General features: G+C 46.6%; 17 protein-coding genes. 12 read left to right on the forward strand and 5 right to left on the reverse strand.

Features of this window, described 5'->3' with window-relative positions; all coding sequences use genetic code 11:
• The first annotated feature begins 81 nt into the window (after positions 1 to 81).
• The 3 genes from ctaD to DN062_RS03125 are packed head-to-tail and all read left to right on the forward strand — an operon-like array spanning position 82 to position 3,059.
• Positions 82 to 1,632 (forward strand): cytochrome c oxidase subunit I, encoded by a 1,551-nt coding sequence (gene ctaD / locus DN062_RS03115; protein ID WP_420811661.1) that lies wholly within the window; start codon positions 82 to 84, stop codon positions 1,630 to 1,632.
• 13 nt (positions 1,633 to 1,645) lie between these two features.
• Positions 1,646 to 2,209 carry a cytochrome c oxidase assembly protein gene (locus DN062_RS03120; protein ID WP_239995674.1) on the forward strand — a complete coding sequence of 188 codons (564 nt, stop codon included), beginning with the start codon at positions 1,646 to 1,648 and terminating at the stop codon, positions 2,207 to 2,209.
• Positions 2,202 to 3,059, forward strand: coding sequence for a cytochrome c oxidase subunit 3 (locus tag DN062_RS03125; RefSeq protein WP_112157450.1), 858 nt, complete (start codon positions 2,202 to 2,204; stop codon positions 3,057 to 3,059). Before DN062_RS03120 ends, DN062_RS03125 begins: the two co-directional genes overlap by 8 nt.
• Positions 3,060 to 3,063: 4 nt before the next feature.
• Here DN062_RS03125 and DN062_RS03130 read toward each other — a convergent pair whose 3' ends face one another.
• Positions 3,064 to 3,252: a DUF2909 family protein gene (locus tag DN062_RS03130; protein ID WP_112157452.1), complete on the reverse strand. Its 189-nt coding sequence runs from the start codon at positions 3,250 to 3,252 to the stop codon at positions 3,064 to 3,066.
• Between DN062_RS03130 and DN062_RS03135 the strand changes: the two genes are divergently transcribed.
• The 6 genes from DN062_RS03135 to DN062_RS03160 all read left to right on the forward strand — a co-directional run bounded on the left by DN062_RS03135 (position 3,251) and on the right by DN062_RS03160 (position 7,841).
• The gene (locus DN062_RS03135; RefSeq protein WP_162301240.1) at positions 3,251 to 4,003 is read left to right on the forward strand and encodes an SURF1 family protein; all 753 of its coding nucleotides are present in this window, start codon (positions 3,251 to 3,253) and stop codon (positions 4,001 to 4,003) included. The two genes, DN062_RS03130 and DN062_RS03135, sit on opposite strands and share 2 nt — an antisense overlap.
• Complete coding sequence (locus DN062_RS03140) at positions 4,000 to 4,500, forward strand: hypothetical protein (protein ID WP_112157455.1); 501 nt, start codon at positions 4,000 to 4,002, stop codon at positions 4,498 to 4,500. Before DN062_RS03135 ends, DN062_RS03140 begins: the two co-directional genes overlap by 4 nt.
• A gap of 83 nt (positions 4,501 to 4,583) precedes the next feature.
• A complete protein-coding gene (locus DN062_RS03145; RefSeq protein ID WP_112157456.1) occupies positions 4,584 to 5,642 on the forward strand; it encodes a COX15/CtaA family protein in 1,059 nt (352 codons plus the stop codon).
• Complete coding sequence (locus tag DN062_RS03150) at positions 5,635 to 6,555, forward strand: heme o synthase (protein WP_112157458.1); 921 nt, start codon at positions 5,635 to 5,637, stop codon at positions 6,553 to 6,555. Before DN062_RS03145 ends, DN062_RS03150 begins: the two co-directional genes overlap by 8 nt.
• Positions 6,556 to 6,685: 130 nt before the next feature.
• Positions 6,686 to 7,291 carry a Yip1 family protein gene (locus DN062_RS03155; protein WP_112157460.1) on the forward strand — a complete coding sequence of 202 codons (606 nt, stop codon included), beginning with the start codon at positions 6,686 to 6,688 and terminating at the stop codon, positions 7,289 to 7,291.
• A gap of 67 nt (positions 7,292 to 7,358) precedes the next feature.
• A complete protein-coding gene (locus tag DN062_RS03160; RefSeq protein ID WP_112157461.1) occupies positions 7,359 to 7,841 on the forward strand; it encodes a TlpA family protein disulfide reductase in 483 nt (160 codons plus the stop codon).
• Here the strand turns inward: DN062_RS03160 and DN062_RS03165 are convergent.
• Positions 7,838 to 8,257 carry a hypothetical protein gene (locus tag DN062_RS03165; protein WP_112157463.1) on the reverse strand — a complete coding sequence of 140 codons (420 nt, stop codon included), beginning with the start codon at positions 8,255 to 8,257 and terminating at the stop codon, positions 7,838 to 7,840. The two genes, DN062_RS03160 and DN062_RS03165, sit on opposite strands and share 4 nt — an antisense overlap.
• A 240-nt stretch (positions 8,258 to 8,497) precedes the next feature.
• Entirely contained in the window at positions 8,498 to 9,064 is a 567-nt protein-coding gene (gene efpL, locus DN062_RS03170) for an elongation factor P-like protein EfpL (protein WP_112157466.1), read from the reverse strand.
• A gap of 90 nt (positions 9,065 to 9,154) precedes the next feature.
• Between efpL and DN062_RS03175 the strand changes: the two genes are divergently transcribed.
• Entirely contained in the window at positions 9,155 to 10,306 is a 1,152-nt protein-coding gene (locus DN062_RS03175) for a pyridoxal phosphate-dependent aminotransferase (protein WP_112157468.1), read from the forward strand.
• Positions 10,307 to 10,315: 9 nt separating this feature from the next.
• On the opposite strand, the gene DN062_RS03180 is transcribed toward DN062_RS03175, so the two are convergent.
• Both DN062_RS03180 and alaC read right to left on the reverse strand, forming a co-directional pair.
• The gene (locus tag DN062_RS03180; protein WP_239995675.1) at positions 10,316 to 10,708 is read right to left on the reverse strand and encodes a PaaI family thioesterase; all 393 of its coding nucleotides are present in this window, start codon (positions 10,706 to 10,708) and stop codon (positions 10,316 to 10,318) included.
• Between the two features lie 114 nt (positions 10,709 to 10,822).
• Positions 10,823 to 12,037, reverse strand: a complete 1,215-nt coding sequence (gene alaC / locus DN062_RS03185; RefSeq protein WP_112157470.1) for an alanine transaminase — start codon at positions 12,035 to 12,037, stop codon at positions 10,823 to 10,825.
• A 383-nt stretch (positions 12,038 to 12,420) separates the two neighbouring features.
• On the opposite strand from alaC, the gene folX reads away from it, so the two are divergent.
• Positions 12,421 to 12,786, forward strand: a complete 366-nt coding sequence (gene folX, locus DN062_RS03190; protein WP_193483868.1) for a dihydroneopterin triphosphate 2'-epimerase — start codon at positions 12,421 to 12,423, stop codon at positions 12,784 to 12,786.
• A gap of 29 nt (positions 12,787 to 12,815) precedes the next feature.
• Entirely contained in the window at positions 12,816 to 13,454 is a 639-nt protein-coding gene (folE, locus tag DN062_RS03195; RefSeq protein WP_036508969.1) for a GTP cyclohydrolase I FolE, read from the forward strand.
• Positions 13,455 to 13,461: the final 7 nt, after the last annotated feature.

Below are 13,461 nucleotides of genomic sequence, written 5' to 3' on the forward strand. Positions count from 1 at the left end.
GAATCAACGCACGCGGTTCTTCAGCCAAATGTTGGTACTGCTGAGCATGGACATCACCCTGCTCAGATGCCAACGGGCATTATGCGCTGGGTATTAACCACTAACCATAAGGAAATAGGCTCCCTATATTTGCTTTTTTCGCTGCTGATGCTGTTTGTTGGTGGATCCATGGCTTTGGTTATTCGGGCTGAGTTATTTCAACCCGGGTTGCAGTATGTGCAGCCTGAGTTCTTTAACCAGATGACGACGATGCATGGATTGATCATGGTTTTCGGCGCGATTATGCCGGCATTTGTTGGACTGGCCAACTGGATGATTCCCATGCAGATTGGTGCGCCGGATATGGCACTGCCCCGGCTCAATAATTTCAGTTTTTGGTTACTGCCCGTCGCATTTGGGATCCTATTATCAACCTTGTTAATGGAAGGAGGTGGGCCGAACTTTGGTTGGACCTTCTATGCGCCTTTATCAACGACCTATGCGCCGCCATCAACCAGCTTTTTCATCATGTCGATCCACTTGGCGGGGATAAGCTCTATTCTTGGTGCTATTAACATTATTGCGACGATTCTAAACTTGCGCACACCCGGTATGCGCTTGATGGACATGTCTTTATTTGTCTGGACTTGGCTCATCACGGCTTTCTTGTTAATTGCCGTAATGCCTGTGTTAGCCGGGGTCGTGACAATGATGTTATTGGACATAAATTTTGGCACCAGCTTTTTTGATGCAGCAGGGGGCGGAGACCCAGTTTTATTCCAGCATTTATTCTGGTTTTTTGGCCATCCTGAGGTGTACATCATGATATTACCCGCCTTCGGTATCGTATCATTAATTGTCCCTACCTTTGCGCGCAAACGTTTATTTGGCTATGCGTCAATGGTGTATGCAACTGCCTCCATTGCGCTGTTATCCTTTGTTGTTTGGGCCCATCATATGTTCACGGTGGGGCTTCCGTTGACCGCCGAATTGTTTTTCATGTATTCCACCATGTTAATCGCGGTTCCAACTGGGGTGAAAGTCTTTAACTGGATAGCGACTTTATTTAGAGGGTCGATCAGCTTCGAAGTCCCGATGCTCTTTGCACTTGGCTTTATTGTGATGTTCACGATTGGCGGTCTATCGGGCGTGATGCTTGCGATCGTGCCAGCCGATTTCCAATACCATGATACCTATTTTGTGGTGGCCCATTTTCACTATGTGTTAGTGCCGGGAGCACTCTTTGCTATTTTAGCAGGAGCCTATTACTGGATGCCGAAATGGACAGGCCATTATGCCGATGAAACCTTAGGGCGTTGGCATTTCTGGTTATCGGTGATTGGCGTCAACTTAACCTTTTTCCCTATGCATTTTTCAGGTCTCGCAGGCATGCCACGTCGTATTCCAGACTATGCCTTGCAGTTTGCTGATTTTAATATGATCTCATCCATAGGTGGTTTCTTGTTTGGCTTCTCGCAATTGATTTTTGTTTGGGTATTAGTAAAAGCAATTCGCGGCGGTGAAAAAGCACCCGCCAAAGCATGGGAAGGTGCCGAAGGTTTGGAGTGGACGGTACCCTGTCCTGCACCGATACATACTTTTGAAACGCCACCTAAATTTGTACCTGAAGTTGATTCTCCGAGTCGACATTAATGGGGAGGTCGCTGTGTCTAAGTCACAGAGTTCTGATGTGGGCGTTAAACGCACGGTACGAAAAACACTCTGGGCGTTGATGGGCATGGTGTTGTTTACGATTGCGCTTGTGCCCTTATATGACGTGTTTTGCGAAGTCACAGGGTTGAATGGCAAAACGGCGACCTCGGCTCAAGTGATGAGTGCTCAGGGGCGTGATGAAACTCGATGGGTTCGTGTGCAATTGGTCACACGAAGCGGAACTGGATTGCCTTGGCGTTTAGAGGCTCTAGATCAAGTCATTGCAGTTCATCCTGGTGAAATTGCACAAGCGCGTTTTCGTTTTACCAATACCAGTGATGTTCGCAGTTCGGGTCGAGCTGTACCGAGTGTGAGCCCTTCACAAGGGGCTCGGCATTTTAGAAAAATGGAGTGTTTTTGCTTCCAGGAGCAGTGGCTTGAAGGGGGCGAGTCCATTGAGTTGCCATTGGTTTTTCAAGTTGACCCTGCGTTACCAGCGGACATCCAAACATTAACGCTTGCCTATACCCTTTACCCCATGAGTGAGGTGGTTGCCCAAGGAGGTTACCGTGAGTAGTCAATATTATGTTCCACCCACCAGTAAATGGCCGATCATTGCTGTTGCTGTCTTAGGTTTAACCGCAGTGGGAGCGGGCTCTTTAATGAGCTATGGCTCTGGTTTACCCTTTTTGTTGGCAGGTGTTGTGGGCATTGCTTTGGTCATGTACGGCTGGTTCAGAGACGTCGTCAATGAGTCGATGGGCGGTTTGTATGATGCGCAAATGGATCGCTCATTTCGGCAGGGGATGGGCTGGTTTATTTTCTCGGAAGTGATGTTTTTTGCCGCTTTTTTTGGTGCCTTGTTTTATATTCGTGTCTTTGCACTCCCATGGCTAGATGGGCAAGGTGCGAAAGGAATCACGGCGCTGTTGTGGCCCGACTTTACCGCCAGTTGGCCATTAATGAATACCCCAGATCCCAGTATTGGCGGACCTAATGCGGTTATTAACCCTTGGACGCTACCCCTTATCAATACATTATTGTTGGTTTCGTCTAGCGTCACACTGACCATTGCGCACCATGCGTTAAAAGAGGATAACCGACCTAAGCTCACTCGGTGGTTAATCGTCACGTTGGTGTTGGGGTTTGTTTTTCTGGTGATTCAAGGGATTGAATACGTGGAAGCCTGGACGCAATTAGGCTTAACTCTCCAAGCGGGTATCTATGGTTCTACCTTCTTTCTATTAACGGGTTTTCATGGCGTGCATGTCACCATCGGTGCCATTGTGTTATTGGTGATGTTGCTTCGTGTGAGGCGAGGGCACTTTAGTGCAAATCAGCACTTTGCATTTGAAGCAGGGGCTTGGTATTGGCACTTTGTTGATGTTGTTTGGATCGGCTTGTTTCTATTTGTGTACGTCTTTTAACGGATCAACCCAAGTGGCCCGACATAAAACCGTAGACCAGTAACGAAAGCAGTAAGCAGGCTAAACTGACCCGTACCTTTAATGAAGTCAGTACTCGAGTGGATGAGCCAGGGTCTTTGAGTAAAAAGCCTGCGCTCAGGCTTAAGCTGATGAGCATTGCTAAAAACACAAGTGCAATAAGGACTTTTAGCATGAAAGACTCCAAGTGTTTATCGCCGATGGCGTTGAGTCCTGTAAGTCGAACAAATAAAACAGGTTGGGTCAAGCTTCATTTTAAATGGATTGTATGGTGGTCATTTTGGACGACGTTAATGCTGCTCGGGTTGGCGTTGGCTCAATGGCAGTGGGCACGAGCAGCTGAGAAGACGCAAATAGAACAGGCTTTGCTATCGGCCCCCGTGATTGTGCAGCCTCAAACAGCCCCCCCTTCTTGGAGCAAAGTCTCATTAACAGGTGAGTTTTTAGCCGCTGAAACACTTTGGCTAGACAACCGTATCTATCAAGGCCAGCTCGGTGTTGCAGTTCTAACCCCGCTTATGACAGACCAAAATCAATGGTGGTTAGTTCAGAGAGGGTTTATTCCTACGTCGGTTGATCGCCGTATCGACCCTGTGGTCGAGACTCCATCGGGTAAGGTCACTCTTGCCGGACGTTGGCAAACGGATTTAGGACGACAGTTAGTGCTTGGCGTCAACCGTGAGGGTGCGCGTTTGCAGTCGATTGATTTAATGGCTTGGCAACATCTGGGTGATCGAGTATTTGAAGGCGTGATCCATCAAACAGAAGGCGATGGTGTATTGCAGCCTTGGTGGACTCCAAACCAAATGCCACCTGAGCGTCATCAAGCCTATGCCGTTCAATGGCTCATGTTATCCGGATTATGTGTGTTTGTTGCGGTGCTTGGGTTTCGTGTGATGTCGAAAGAAGCGAGGAGAGAGTCGTGAAGAATCGTTTAAAGCTGCTAGGCCTGATACTGGTTCTTGGTGCCCCTATGCCGATGGCATGGGCGATGTTGCATTGGCAAATAGGAATACCCGAGCATCAGGTTGCCCATGGGAATTTAGGTCATGATCGTCCCGATCTAAGCCAATGGCCTATTGGTCAGCTTCCTGATCAATCCCAGTGGTGGCTTGTTTGGTCAACCCATCAGGTCTGTGATGAAACCTGCTTAGCAGAAGCCGATAAGTGGTGGCGAATGCATCGAGCATTAGGGCGTCAAGCTGAACGGGTTCTGCGCTTGCGTATTGGCTCTGATACTGACTTGTTACCGGGTGAAATCGCAACCTTGTGGGAAGGCGAAGCGCCCGACTGGCATGACGCCTATAGAGTTTGGCTCGTTGACCCACAGGGTCAGATCGTTACAGAGTACCCCGCGCAGGTCGATGCACGCAGTGTCCATAAGGACTTAGAGCGACTCTTAAAGCGCAACCCAGAAAAATAAGTTTTACATTTAGCTGGTGAACGTCCGTATTTGATCTAGTCTTAGTAGAGATCGCCAAAAACAATTATAAATCGGGGTGATACATGGATTCAAACTCATTTTCCTATGAGTCTTCATTAGCCAAGCTCAACATGGCAATGCGCCTGAGCAGCGTGGGTATCGTATTTACGTTTATTGTTATTTTAGTAGGTGTTTGGACGCGGTTAGTCGATGCAGGGCTGGGGTGTCCTGATTGGCCTGGATGCTACGGAGCCCTAGTTGTTCCCAATGCAGAGCGAGCCAGTGATTTTGCACCCCATATACCACTAGATCCTTTTAAGGCCTGGGTTGAGATGATTCATCGCTACTTGGCTTCATCGCTAGGGCTTTTGGCAATTGTTTTAGTCGTTCTAGCTTGGAAAAATCGTCATTTACGGGGCTATCCTGTTGCCGTCAGCGTATTGTTGCTATTAGTGATTTGTATTCAAGGCGCGTTTGGTGCATTGACCGTGACTCTCAAACTTTGGCCACAAGTGGTGACACTTCACCTACTGGGTGGCTTTACCGTTTTAGCCATCTTTTTTTGGCTTAGGTGCCGTTTAGGCGCTTGTCAGCATCAGCAGTTTAAGCGCTCGTCATTGCCAAGAGTTTGGTGGGCAGCCATTTTAATATTGACCTTGCAAGTGGCATTGGGAGGTTGGACATCCAGTAATTATGCGGGTATCGCCTGCACAGGATTTCCGACCTGCAACAACGAATGGTGGCCAAGTTATATGGACTTTAATGAAGGCTTTCATATTACCCAAGAAGTAGGACCGAATTACTTATATGGCCAACTTCATGCGGGGGCACGAACGGCCATTCATTACACGCATCGTATCGGTGCCTTAGGAGTTGGTATCGCATTACTGATGTTGTGGAATTTTGGCCGCACCAAGCAACCTTCCATTAAGGGTATTACTCAGTTAATGCTTGGGATTTACGCACTGCAAATCACACTTGGCATAGTGCTTGTTCTGTTTTCGCTCCCTCTCTCTGTTGCGCTGATGCATACAGCGGGTGCCGCCATATTGTTGTTGTGTTTATTGCGAACAGGGTGGCGTTTGGCGATCACTCAAGTTTCCTACAGTCCCGTTACTTACAGGAAGGTCTCTCATGCGTAATTCGGATTTGCTCATTGCTCATAAATGGGATTTTGCGTCGGGAAGAGCGCTCGCTCGTGATTACTTTGAACTAGGAAAACCGCGAGTGGTAGTTGTGATGCTCGTATGTGCTGCAGTGGGTATGGCGCTATCTGTTCCTGGAGTTCCGGACCCAGTGACGGCCTTATTGGGATTATTGGGGATCGGCATGGCCTCAATGGGTGCGGCTGCATTTAATCACTTATTGGATCAGCGTTTAGATAAACTCATGCTGCGCACTTCTAGGCGGCCTGTTGCAGAAGGGCGCGTTAAAAGCTGGCAGGCCGCTCTCTATGCCTTGGCGTTATCTATATCGGGTATTAGTTTGCTTTGGATTGAAGTCAACCCTCTCACCGCATTACTCACAGCGGGTGCTTTATTAGGCTATGCCGTGGTTTACACCGCTTTTTTGAAATGGGCAACGCCACAAAATATTACCATAGGAGGTTTGGCTGGTGCCGCACCGCCTTTGTTGGGTTGGACCGCAATGACGGGGCAGCTTCATGCCGATGCATTGTTATTGGTTTTGATCATTTTTGCTTGGACGCCGCCACATTTCTGGGCATTAGCGATCCATAAGAAAGAAGAATACGCCAAGGCGGGTGTGCCTATGTTGCCAGTCACTCATGGCAATGAGTTCACACGACTGCAAATTTGGCTGTATGGATGGTTGACTGTCGCGGCAACTCTTATGCCTGTTGCTTCAGGAATGAGCAGCTGGATATATCTAGGTGGAGCGCTGCTGCTAAACATTAAGTTCATGTATTACAACTGGAAAGTATGGAAAGGGGATGATCCAACGGCACCCTTGTCTGCTTTTTGGTTTTCTATTCGCTATCTTCTATACTTATTTTGCTGGTTATTATTTGATCATTATTTTTTCTTGGTTGTCTAAACTTAAGCGGAGTCTAAAACGTATAACATAATGTATCACTCGATATTAAGTAACACGAAAATAAAAACAAAATGAGCAGTCATGCGATCAACAGAAAAGGAGTGGTGACCACCCTCCAAGGAGCGAAACTATGTTACTGCAGCAAATCAGTGGTGTGATGTTTCATCAGCAAAATATCTGGAAAATGATCCGAGAAAGGCGCTATACCATTCAAGAGTGCTACACACATGTTTTGGTGTGGCTGTGCGCGATCCCACCTGTCAGTTTCTTTATTGGAACAACGCAAGTGGGTTGGAGTGTTGGAACAGGCAGTTATGTCAAGTTAACGACCGATAGTGCATTTATGATAGCGGTTGTCTTTTATATTGCGTTATTAATTGGCGTGGCATTTATTGCTAACGTCATTCATTGGATGGAAAAAACCTATGGAGCACAGTCTGATCTTGCTCACTGTATGGTACTGGCAACCTGTACAGCGACTCCCTTACTCTTAGCTGGCATCACAGGCTTATGGCCGATGCTCTGGTTTGTGGTGGGTGTTGGGCTTCTTGCTTTAGCCTATACGGTGTATATTCTGTACTCAGGTGTTCCTGAGTTGATGAATATACCAGCAGATCGTGGTTTTATGTTTTCAACCTCTATTTTAACCGTGGGTATGGTGGTATTGGTGAGTATGCTCGCATCGACTGTTGTTCTCTGGGATCTAGGTATTAGCCCAAGATTTATATCGGGTTAACGGGTATTTGTTGTAAGGAGAGTTTTGGTGGAGCCAAAACTCTCCCTCCCTTGGTGAAATCGCATCTATGAAGCTTTTAAAACCCCTTGGCATATCTGCACTAATACTCGCGGTAGGTGTGAGTATTTACGTGCAGTTCTTGTCGAAAGAGCCCTTACCAGAGCAGCTTGTCTTGGCCAGCCTTTCTGGACAGCCTGCTTCATTTTCAGATGTAAAGGGCGATCTGTTGATCGTCAATTTCTGGGCAACTTGGTGTCCACCCTGTGTTCGTGAGATGCCCTTGCTTCAGGACTATGCAATGAAAGAGGGGGTCTCAGTTGTTTTGATTAATCAAGGTGAAACCGTACCTGCCATCAATCAGTTTTTAAGCACCAACCAGCTTTACTTTCAACATCTCTGGCTAGACCCTCGTCAAGAGGCTTTGCATCATATGAATGTCAGAGGGCTGCCAACAACACTGTTTTATTCTCGTGAAGGGTACTTGTTGGCAAGTCATCTGGGCGAGTTATCAGAAAAGGATCTCCAATTACTACTGAGCAAGCATCTTTAAGCAAGAGACGCAGGGCTGGGTCGAGTTCTATCTTCCCATAAAGGGTATTGGTAATGCTGAGTGGTCTGTGCTTTTCTAAAGACCAATGACATGCAGTTACCAAGTTGGCTTGCACGTTGTAGTGCTTGCATTTCGTGCTGCTTTAGAGGTGTATTTACCCACAGCATGACTAGGCTGCTAAGGCCATTTTCTGCGGCTTGACAGGCCAGAGCACATAATTCTTTTTGATCATAATGAATCATTCGTACGCTATTAGGATGTACACCAGCATCTAAGAGCAGATGTACGTCGGGGTAGTCTTTTGGTGGTGAAATCAGGGTGATCCACTTTTCTTGATGTGCGACTTTTTCAAGCGCGGGGCGAACAAGTCGAGCATCGGCAGAAATGCATTCGATCGCAGTATAGGTTGAGTACATCGTTTATTCCCTCAATACTGATCATTTATACAGTTACTGTATTTATATACAGTCTTTTTGGTAAAATCAAGCAAAAGACACATTCAGTGAAAGAAAGACGATTAAAAAGAGAAGGAGGGATGTGCTTAGGCAAAGCCGCGTTTGGCTGTCCTCCGCCCTACAGTACCTTTAGGGCATAAATACCCTAAAGGGCATAAAGGCGGGCGGGGGTTACGTGGTTTCTACTAAGCACAGATAGGATTAAGCGCGTGACAGGAACTTGCCAGTTTCTGTGTTAACTTTAACTTTTTCACCGGGTTCTATATATTCTGGGACTTGAATTTCTAAGCCGGTAGCCAAAATAGCAGGCTTGGTGCGCCCTGTTGCGCTAGCTGATTTCATGCCGGGTACAGTTTCAACAATTTCCATCACCACTGTAACTGGCATATCCAGAGCAATCATATTGCCATCGACCAACAGGGCCATTAACCCTTCCATTCCGTCTGTTAAATAGTCAATCTGAGGTGCAATGATATCGCTGTTAATGGTGTATTGGCTGTAATCTTCTAGATCCATAAAGGTGTACAAGTCATCCTCTTTGTACAAAAAAGAGACTTTGCGACGCTCAAGTTGAACATCCTTGACAATATCATCACCGACATAGGTTTCCTCGTGCTTACGTCCGCTAGGGACTTGTGCAAAGCGGACTTTATACAGTGTGGCTGCTCCACGGGCAGATGGGCTTTTAACATCGACGTTTTGGACAATGTAAAGGTTAGAGTTAATTTCAATCACGTGTCCGCGTTTTAGTTCAACAGCTTTAGGCATAGTTTAGGTCTCAGATACAATCCAAACGAGCATTTTATCTGAGCGCAGGGTATCATTCGAGTTAAATGTGTTCCCGCAATGGAGTATTTCATGCGTTACCCTGCATCGCGTTTACCTCAGGTAGGTACAACAATTTTTACCCAAATGTCACAACTTGCATCAGACCATCAGGCCATTAATTTATCGCAAGGATTTCCTGATTTTGAGGGGCCACAGGTGCTTCTTGATCGTGTCGGGGAATACATTAAAAAAGGCATGAATCAATATGCGCCCATGACAGGGGTGGAGCCTTTACGTTTGGCCATTGCCGATAAGATTCAGCGTTGCTATGGACGCAAGGTGTGCCCTCAAGCTGAAGTGACAGTCACTTCAGGTGCAACAGAAGCCATCTTTGCAGCCATTGCAGCGACCGTTAGGCCGGGTGATGAGGTCATCGTGTTCGATCCCTCCTATGACAGTTATGAGCCTGCGATCCTGCTTAACGGCGGCGTAGCGAAACATATTCAACTGGACTCATATGATTTTTCAATCAATTGGGACAACGTGCGTGAAGCGATCACCGCGAGCACACGCATGATTATTCTTAACTCACCTCATAACCCAAGCGGATCGACGTTATCTGTCGAAGATATTGCGGCCTTGGAGGCTCTGGTTGAAAACACGGATATCTTGATATTGGCTGATGAGGTGTATGAGCATATCCTGTTTGATGGGCGTCATCACTTAAGTTTGCATCGTTATGAGGCATTGGCTGAGCGCAGTTTTATTGTGTCTTCGTTTGGCAAAACCTACCATATTACAGGTTGGAAAATTGGCTATTGCGTTGCACCGGCGGCTTTGTCGGTTGAGTTTCGTAAGGTCCATCAGTTTCTCACCTTTAGCACCAGTACGCCCATGCAATACGCCTTGGCAGATTACCTAAACCTGGACAAGGAGCATGATCAGATCTTAGGTGAGTTTTATCAAGCGAAACGGGATCGTTTTAATCTCGGCATGCAAGATAGCCGCTTCCAATTTACGCCATCACAAGGAACGTATTTTCAACTAATGAACTACTCAAGCATCCGTGATGTTGAAGATGTTGAGTTTGTGCATTGGTTGGTTAAAGAGGTGGGGGTCGCTGCGATCCCCTTGTCGGTGTTTTATCAAAAAGCGCCTCCAGAGTTACGATGGGTGCGCTTTTGTTTTGCGAAACGGAACGAGACACTTGATCAAGCACTGGAGCGGCTGATCAAGGCATAAGAAAGACGTTTATTTACGGGGAGGAATAGAGTAGGTGCTGACAACATGTGCCACCATGGACTCTTCCTCTCCCTCACTGTAAAGCTCCACCTCACCAATGACCAAGCGCTTGCCTAATTTTAGGATGGTGGCTTTTGCCATGAGCGCAGCGTTTGCGCTGGGTTTGTTTAAAAAGTGACAGGTGAAATCTGTGGTCACGGTTAGTGCTTCTGGCCCAATTCTAGATAGAATCACCACATAAAGTGCGACATCTGCCAATGCCATCATCGTGGGGCCTGAAACGGTGTTGCCAGGTCGTACATGCGTGTTATCGATCGGCAGGCGTAACAAGGCATAGTCTTCCGTGATGTCGGCAACTTCGCCATTAAATTGTGGATAGACATCCTGCAAAAAGGCAGTCATCTCTTCTTGATTCATTAAAAGTGTTTGTTGAGTCATGGTCTTATAGTGTATGAAGGGTTGACTGAATAGGTTCGAAAAGATCAACAGCGTGAGTCTTGTTCGAACCTGCGGCCTTTAGCTTGAAGATTTACTGGATGAAAGCAAACCATCAGCACGGAACATTGCTTTTATACCGCGTAGGGCTTGGCGAATACGGTCTTGATTTTCGATCAATGCAAAGCGCACGTGATCATCGCCATAATCACCAAAGCCAACCCCCGGCGATACACACACCTTCGCTTCTGCTAAGAGCTTTTTGGAGAACTCCAGTGAGCCTAAGTCTGCATAAGGTTGGGGAATCTTAGCCCAGATGTACATTGATGCTTTGGGTTTTTCAACCATCCAGCCGATTTCATGCAAGCCTTTAACCAATACATCTCGCCGTTTCTGATAACTGGTGGCGATGTCTTTTGCACATTGCTGATCGCCCTCAAGCGCAGCGATGGCTGCAACTTGTAGGGGGGTAAAGGTGCCGTAGTCGTGATAGCTCTTGATGCGGGCAAGCGCATTCACCAGTTCGGGGTTGCCAACCATAAAGCCAATACGCCAACCGGCCATATTGTAGCTTTTTGATAAGGTGAAAAACTCCACTGCGACATCTTTCGCCCCCGGAACTTGCATAATAGAGGGCGCTTTCCAGCCATCATAGACAATGTCGGCATAGGCGAGGTCATGAACGACTAAAATATCATGCTCTTTGGCCAGAGCAATCACACGTTCAAAAAAATCTAACTCAACGCATTGAGCCGTAGGGTTGGATGGAAACCCTAAAATCATCATCTTGGGTTTAGGAATACTTTCTTTGATGGCACGCTGTAATTCTTCAAAAAAGTCCATTCCAGGAATCAACGGCACTGAACGAACTTGAGCACCTGCAATCACTGCCCCATAGATATGAATAGGGTAGCTTGGGTTGGGTACAAGTACGCCATCACCGCGATCAAGAGTGGCTAACATCAGATGTGCCAGACCTTCCTTGGAGCCAATGGTGACAATCGCTTCGTGCTCAGGGTCAATATCCACCTGATAACGCTCTTGGTACCAGTGGCTAATGGCGCGACGTAAGCGCGGGATGCCACGTGAGGTCGAATAGCCATGGGTATCGGGACGTTGTGCCACTTCACAGAGTTTGTCTACGATGTGCGGTGGTGTGGCCCCATCAGGATTACCCATGCTCAAATCAATAATATCTTCGCCACGACGGCGCGCAGCCATCTTGAGTTCAGCTGTGATATTAAAAACGTAAGGAGGTAAGCGCTCGATGCGCTCGAAACGACGTGGTTTTGACATGTAAGTCTCTCTTTATACGTAAGCGCCCGGAACCGTCCGAGCGACGCTGGCCGATGTTTCAGCCGAGTGAGTTCCGTCGAACTCGGATTCAACGATAGACAAAACCCTTTCGATTGTCGAGTATCGAATACAAAATTTTACGAGTGCTCAGATGGGTGTGTCGCAGCAAAATACGCTTAAAAGCGTCATTTATGCGCGATAAAAGTATTTAATCTTCGTCATAAATAACATAAATACAGTCTTGGATGAAAAAGAGCGTATAATATTTGACCTTCATTTTTAGAAAAGAAATGAATTATGACTGGGATGTTAAAAAATATCCGAGTAAAATGGTCTACTTTCGTGGCAGACTGCGTACTAGTGAAAAAACACGGAGATTCATTATGTCTATCAGTAATGCGATCATCAAGATCACTAACTTGCGTCTGCGGACCTATATTGGATTCAATCCAGATGAGCGTGAAAAAAAACAGGATGTTGTGATCAACGCTGAGATTCACTATCCAACCAGTCAGGACTGTTTGTCGGATAATGTGTCCGCTGCACTGGATTACAAACAGATCACCAAAAAAGTTATTCAGCATGTTGAAGAGGGGCAATTCTTGTTATTGGAAAAATTAGTTGCAGATGTCTTACAGATTTGTGCAGAGCCTGCCTGTGTTACCCATGCACAGGTGACGGTTGATAAGCCTCATGCACTGAGATTTGCAGATTCCGTATCATTAACCCTTCAATACCACAAGTCCTGAACTGTTTGGCTCAGGTGAGAGGTCGAATCATGATTTCAAAAGAAGCCGCTTTAGTACAAAAAGCACTGTTCGATAGAGGGTTGGAAACCCCTATGCTGGATACAGGAATGTCGCCCGAGCAAAAGTATGAGCGCCTCAAGGGTTTAATGACCGAGGTTGTTGCAACATTAGGTTTAGATTTAAGCGATGATAGTTTGGCTGAAACGCCTCATCGCATTGCAAAAATGTATGTGCAAGAGATTTTTTCCGGACTGGATTATCAAAACTTTCCTAAGATAACCGTTATCGATAATAAGATGAAACTCGATGAAATGGTTCGAGTATCAGACATTAGTTTGACCAGTACTTGTGAGCATCATTTTATTACGATTGATGGCACTGCTACAGTGGCCTATTTGCCTGCAACCAAAATTATCGGTCTGTCAAAAATCAATCGAATCGTGCGGTTTTTTGCTCAACGCCCTCAGGTGCAAGAGCGCCTAACCCAGCAACTTCTTGTCGCACTTCAGGCTTTGCTCGAAACAGATAATGTCGCCGTTTCGATCAAGGCAACCCATTACTGCGTAAAATCTCGCGGGGTTCAGGATGTCAATTCCAGTACCTCAACCACTGCGTTGGGGGGGATATTCAAAACTAACCTACATACACGTGCTGAGTTTTTGCGCTAATTTTGGA

It is taken from the genome of Nitrincola tibetensis (assembly GCF_003284585.1).
Lineage (GTDB): Bacteria > Pseudomonadota > Gammaproteobacteria > Pseudomonadales > Balneatricaceae > Nitrincola > Nitrincola tibetensis.

What these genes read in the sequence shown, in the direction of transcription:
- DN062_RS03150 (WP_112157458.1), top strand. Translation starts at nt 5,635, where the DNA reads ATGCGTAATTCGGATTTGCTCATTGCTCATAAATGGGATTTTGCGTCG.
- folX (WP_193483868.1), top strand. Translation starts at nt 12,421, where the DNA reads ATGTCTATCAGTAATGCGATCATCAAGATCACTAACTTGCGTCTGCGG.
- DN062_RS03160 (WP_112157461.1), top strand. Translation starts at nt 7,359, where the DNA reads ATGAAGCTTTTAAAACCCCTTGGCATATCTGCACTAATACTCGCGGTA.
- DN062_RS03165 (WP_112157463.1), bottom strand. Translation starts at nt 8,257, where the DNA reads ATGTACTCAACCTATACTGCGATCGAATGCATTTCTGCCGATGCTCGA.
- DN062_RS03135 (WP_162301240.1), top strand. Translation starts at nt 3,251, where the DNA reads ATGAAAGACTCCAAGTGTTTATCGCCGATGGCGTTGAGTCCTGTAAGT.
- DN062_RS03175 (WP_112157468.1), top strand. Translation starts at nt 9,155, where the DNA reads ATGCGTTACCCTGCATCGCGTTTACCTCAGGTAGGTACAACAATTTTT.
- ctaD (WP_420811661.1), top strand. Translation starts at nt 82, where the DNA reads ATGCGCTGGGTATTAACCACTAACCATAAGGAAATAGGCTCCCTATAT.
- DN062_RS03130 (WP_112157452.1), bottom strand. Translation starts at nt 3,252, where the DNA reads ATGCTAAAAGTCCTTATTGCACTTGTGTTTTTAGCAATGCTCATCAGC.
- folE (WP_036508969.1), top strand. Translation starts at nt 12,816, where the DNA reads ATGATTTCAAAAGAAGCCGCTTTAGTACAAAAAGCACTGTTCGATAGA.
- DN062_RS03180 (WP_239995675.1), bottom strand. Translation starts at nt 10,708, where the DNA reads ATGACTGCCTTTTTGCAGGATGTCTATCCACAATTTAATGGCGAAGTT.
- efpL (WP_112157466.1), bottom strand. Translation starts at nt 9,064, where the DNA reads ATGCCTAAAGCTGTTGAACTAAAACGCGGACACGTGATTGAAATTAAC.
- DN062_RS03145 (WP_112157456.1), top strand. Translation starts at nt 4,584, where the DNA reads ATGGATTCAAACTCATTTTCCTATGAGTCTTCATTAGCCAAGCTCAAC.
- alaC (WP_112157470.1), bottom strand. Translation starts at nt 12,037, where the DNA reads ATGTCAAAACCACGTCGTTTCGAGCGCATCGAGCGCTTACCTCCTTAC.
- DN062_RS03155 (WP_112157460.1), top strand. Translation starts at nt 6,686, where the DNA reads ATGTTACTGCAGCAAATCAGTGGTGTGATGTTTCATCAGCAAAATATC.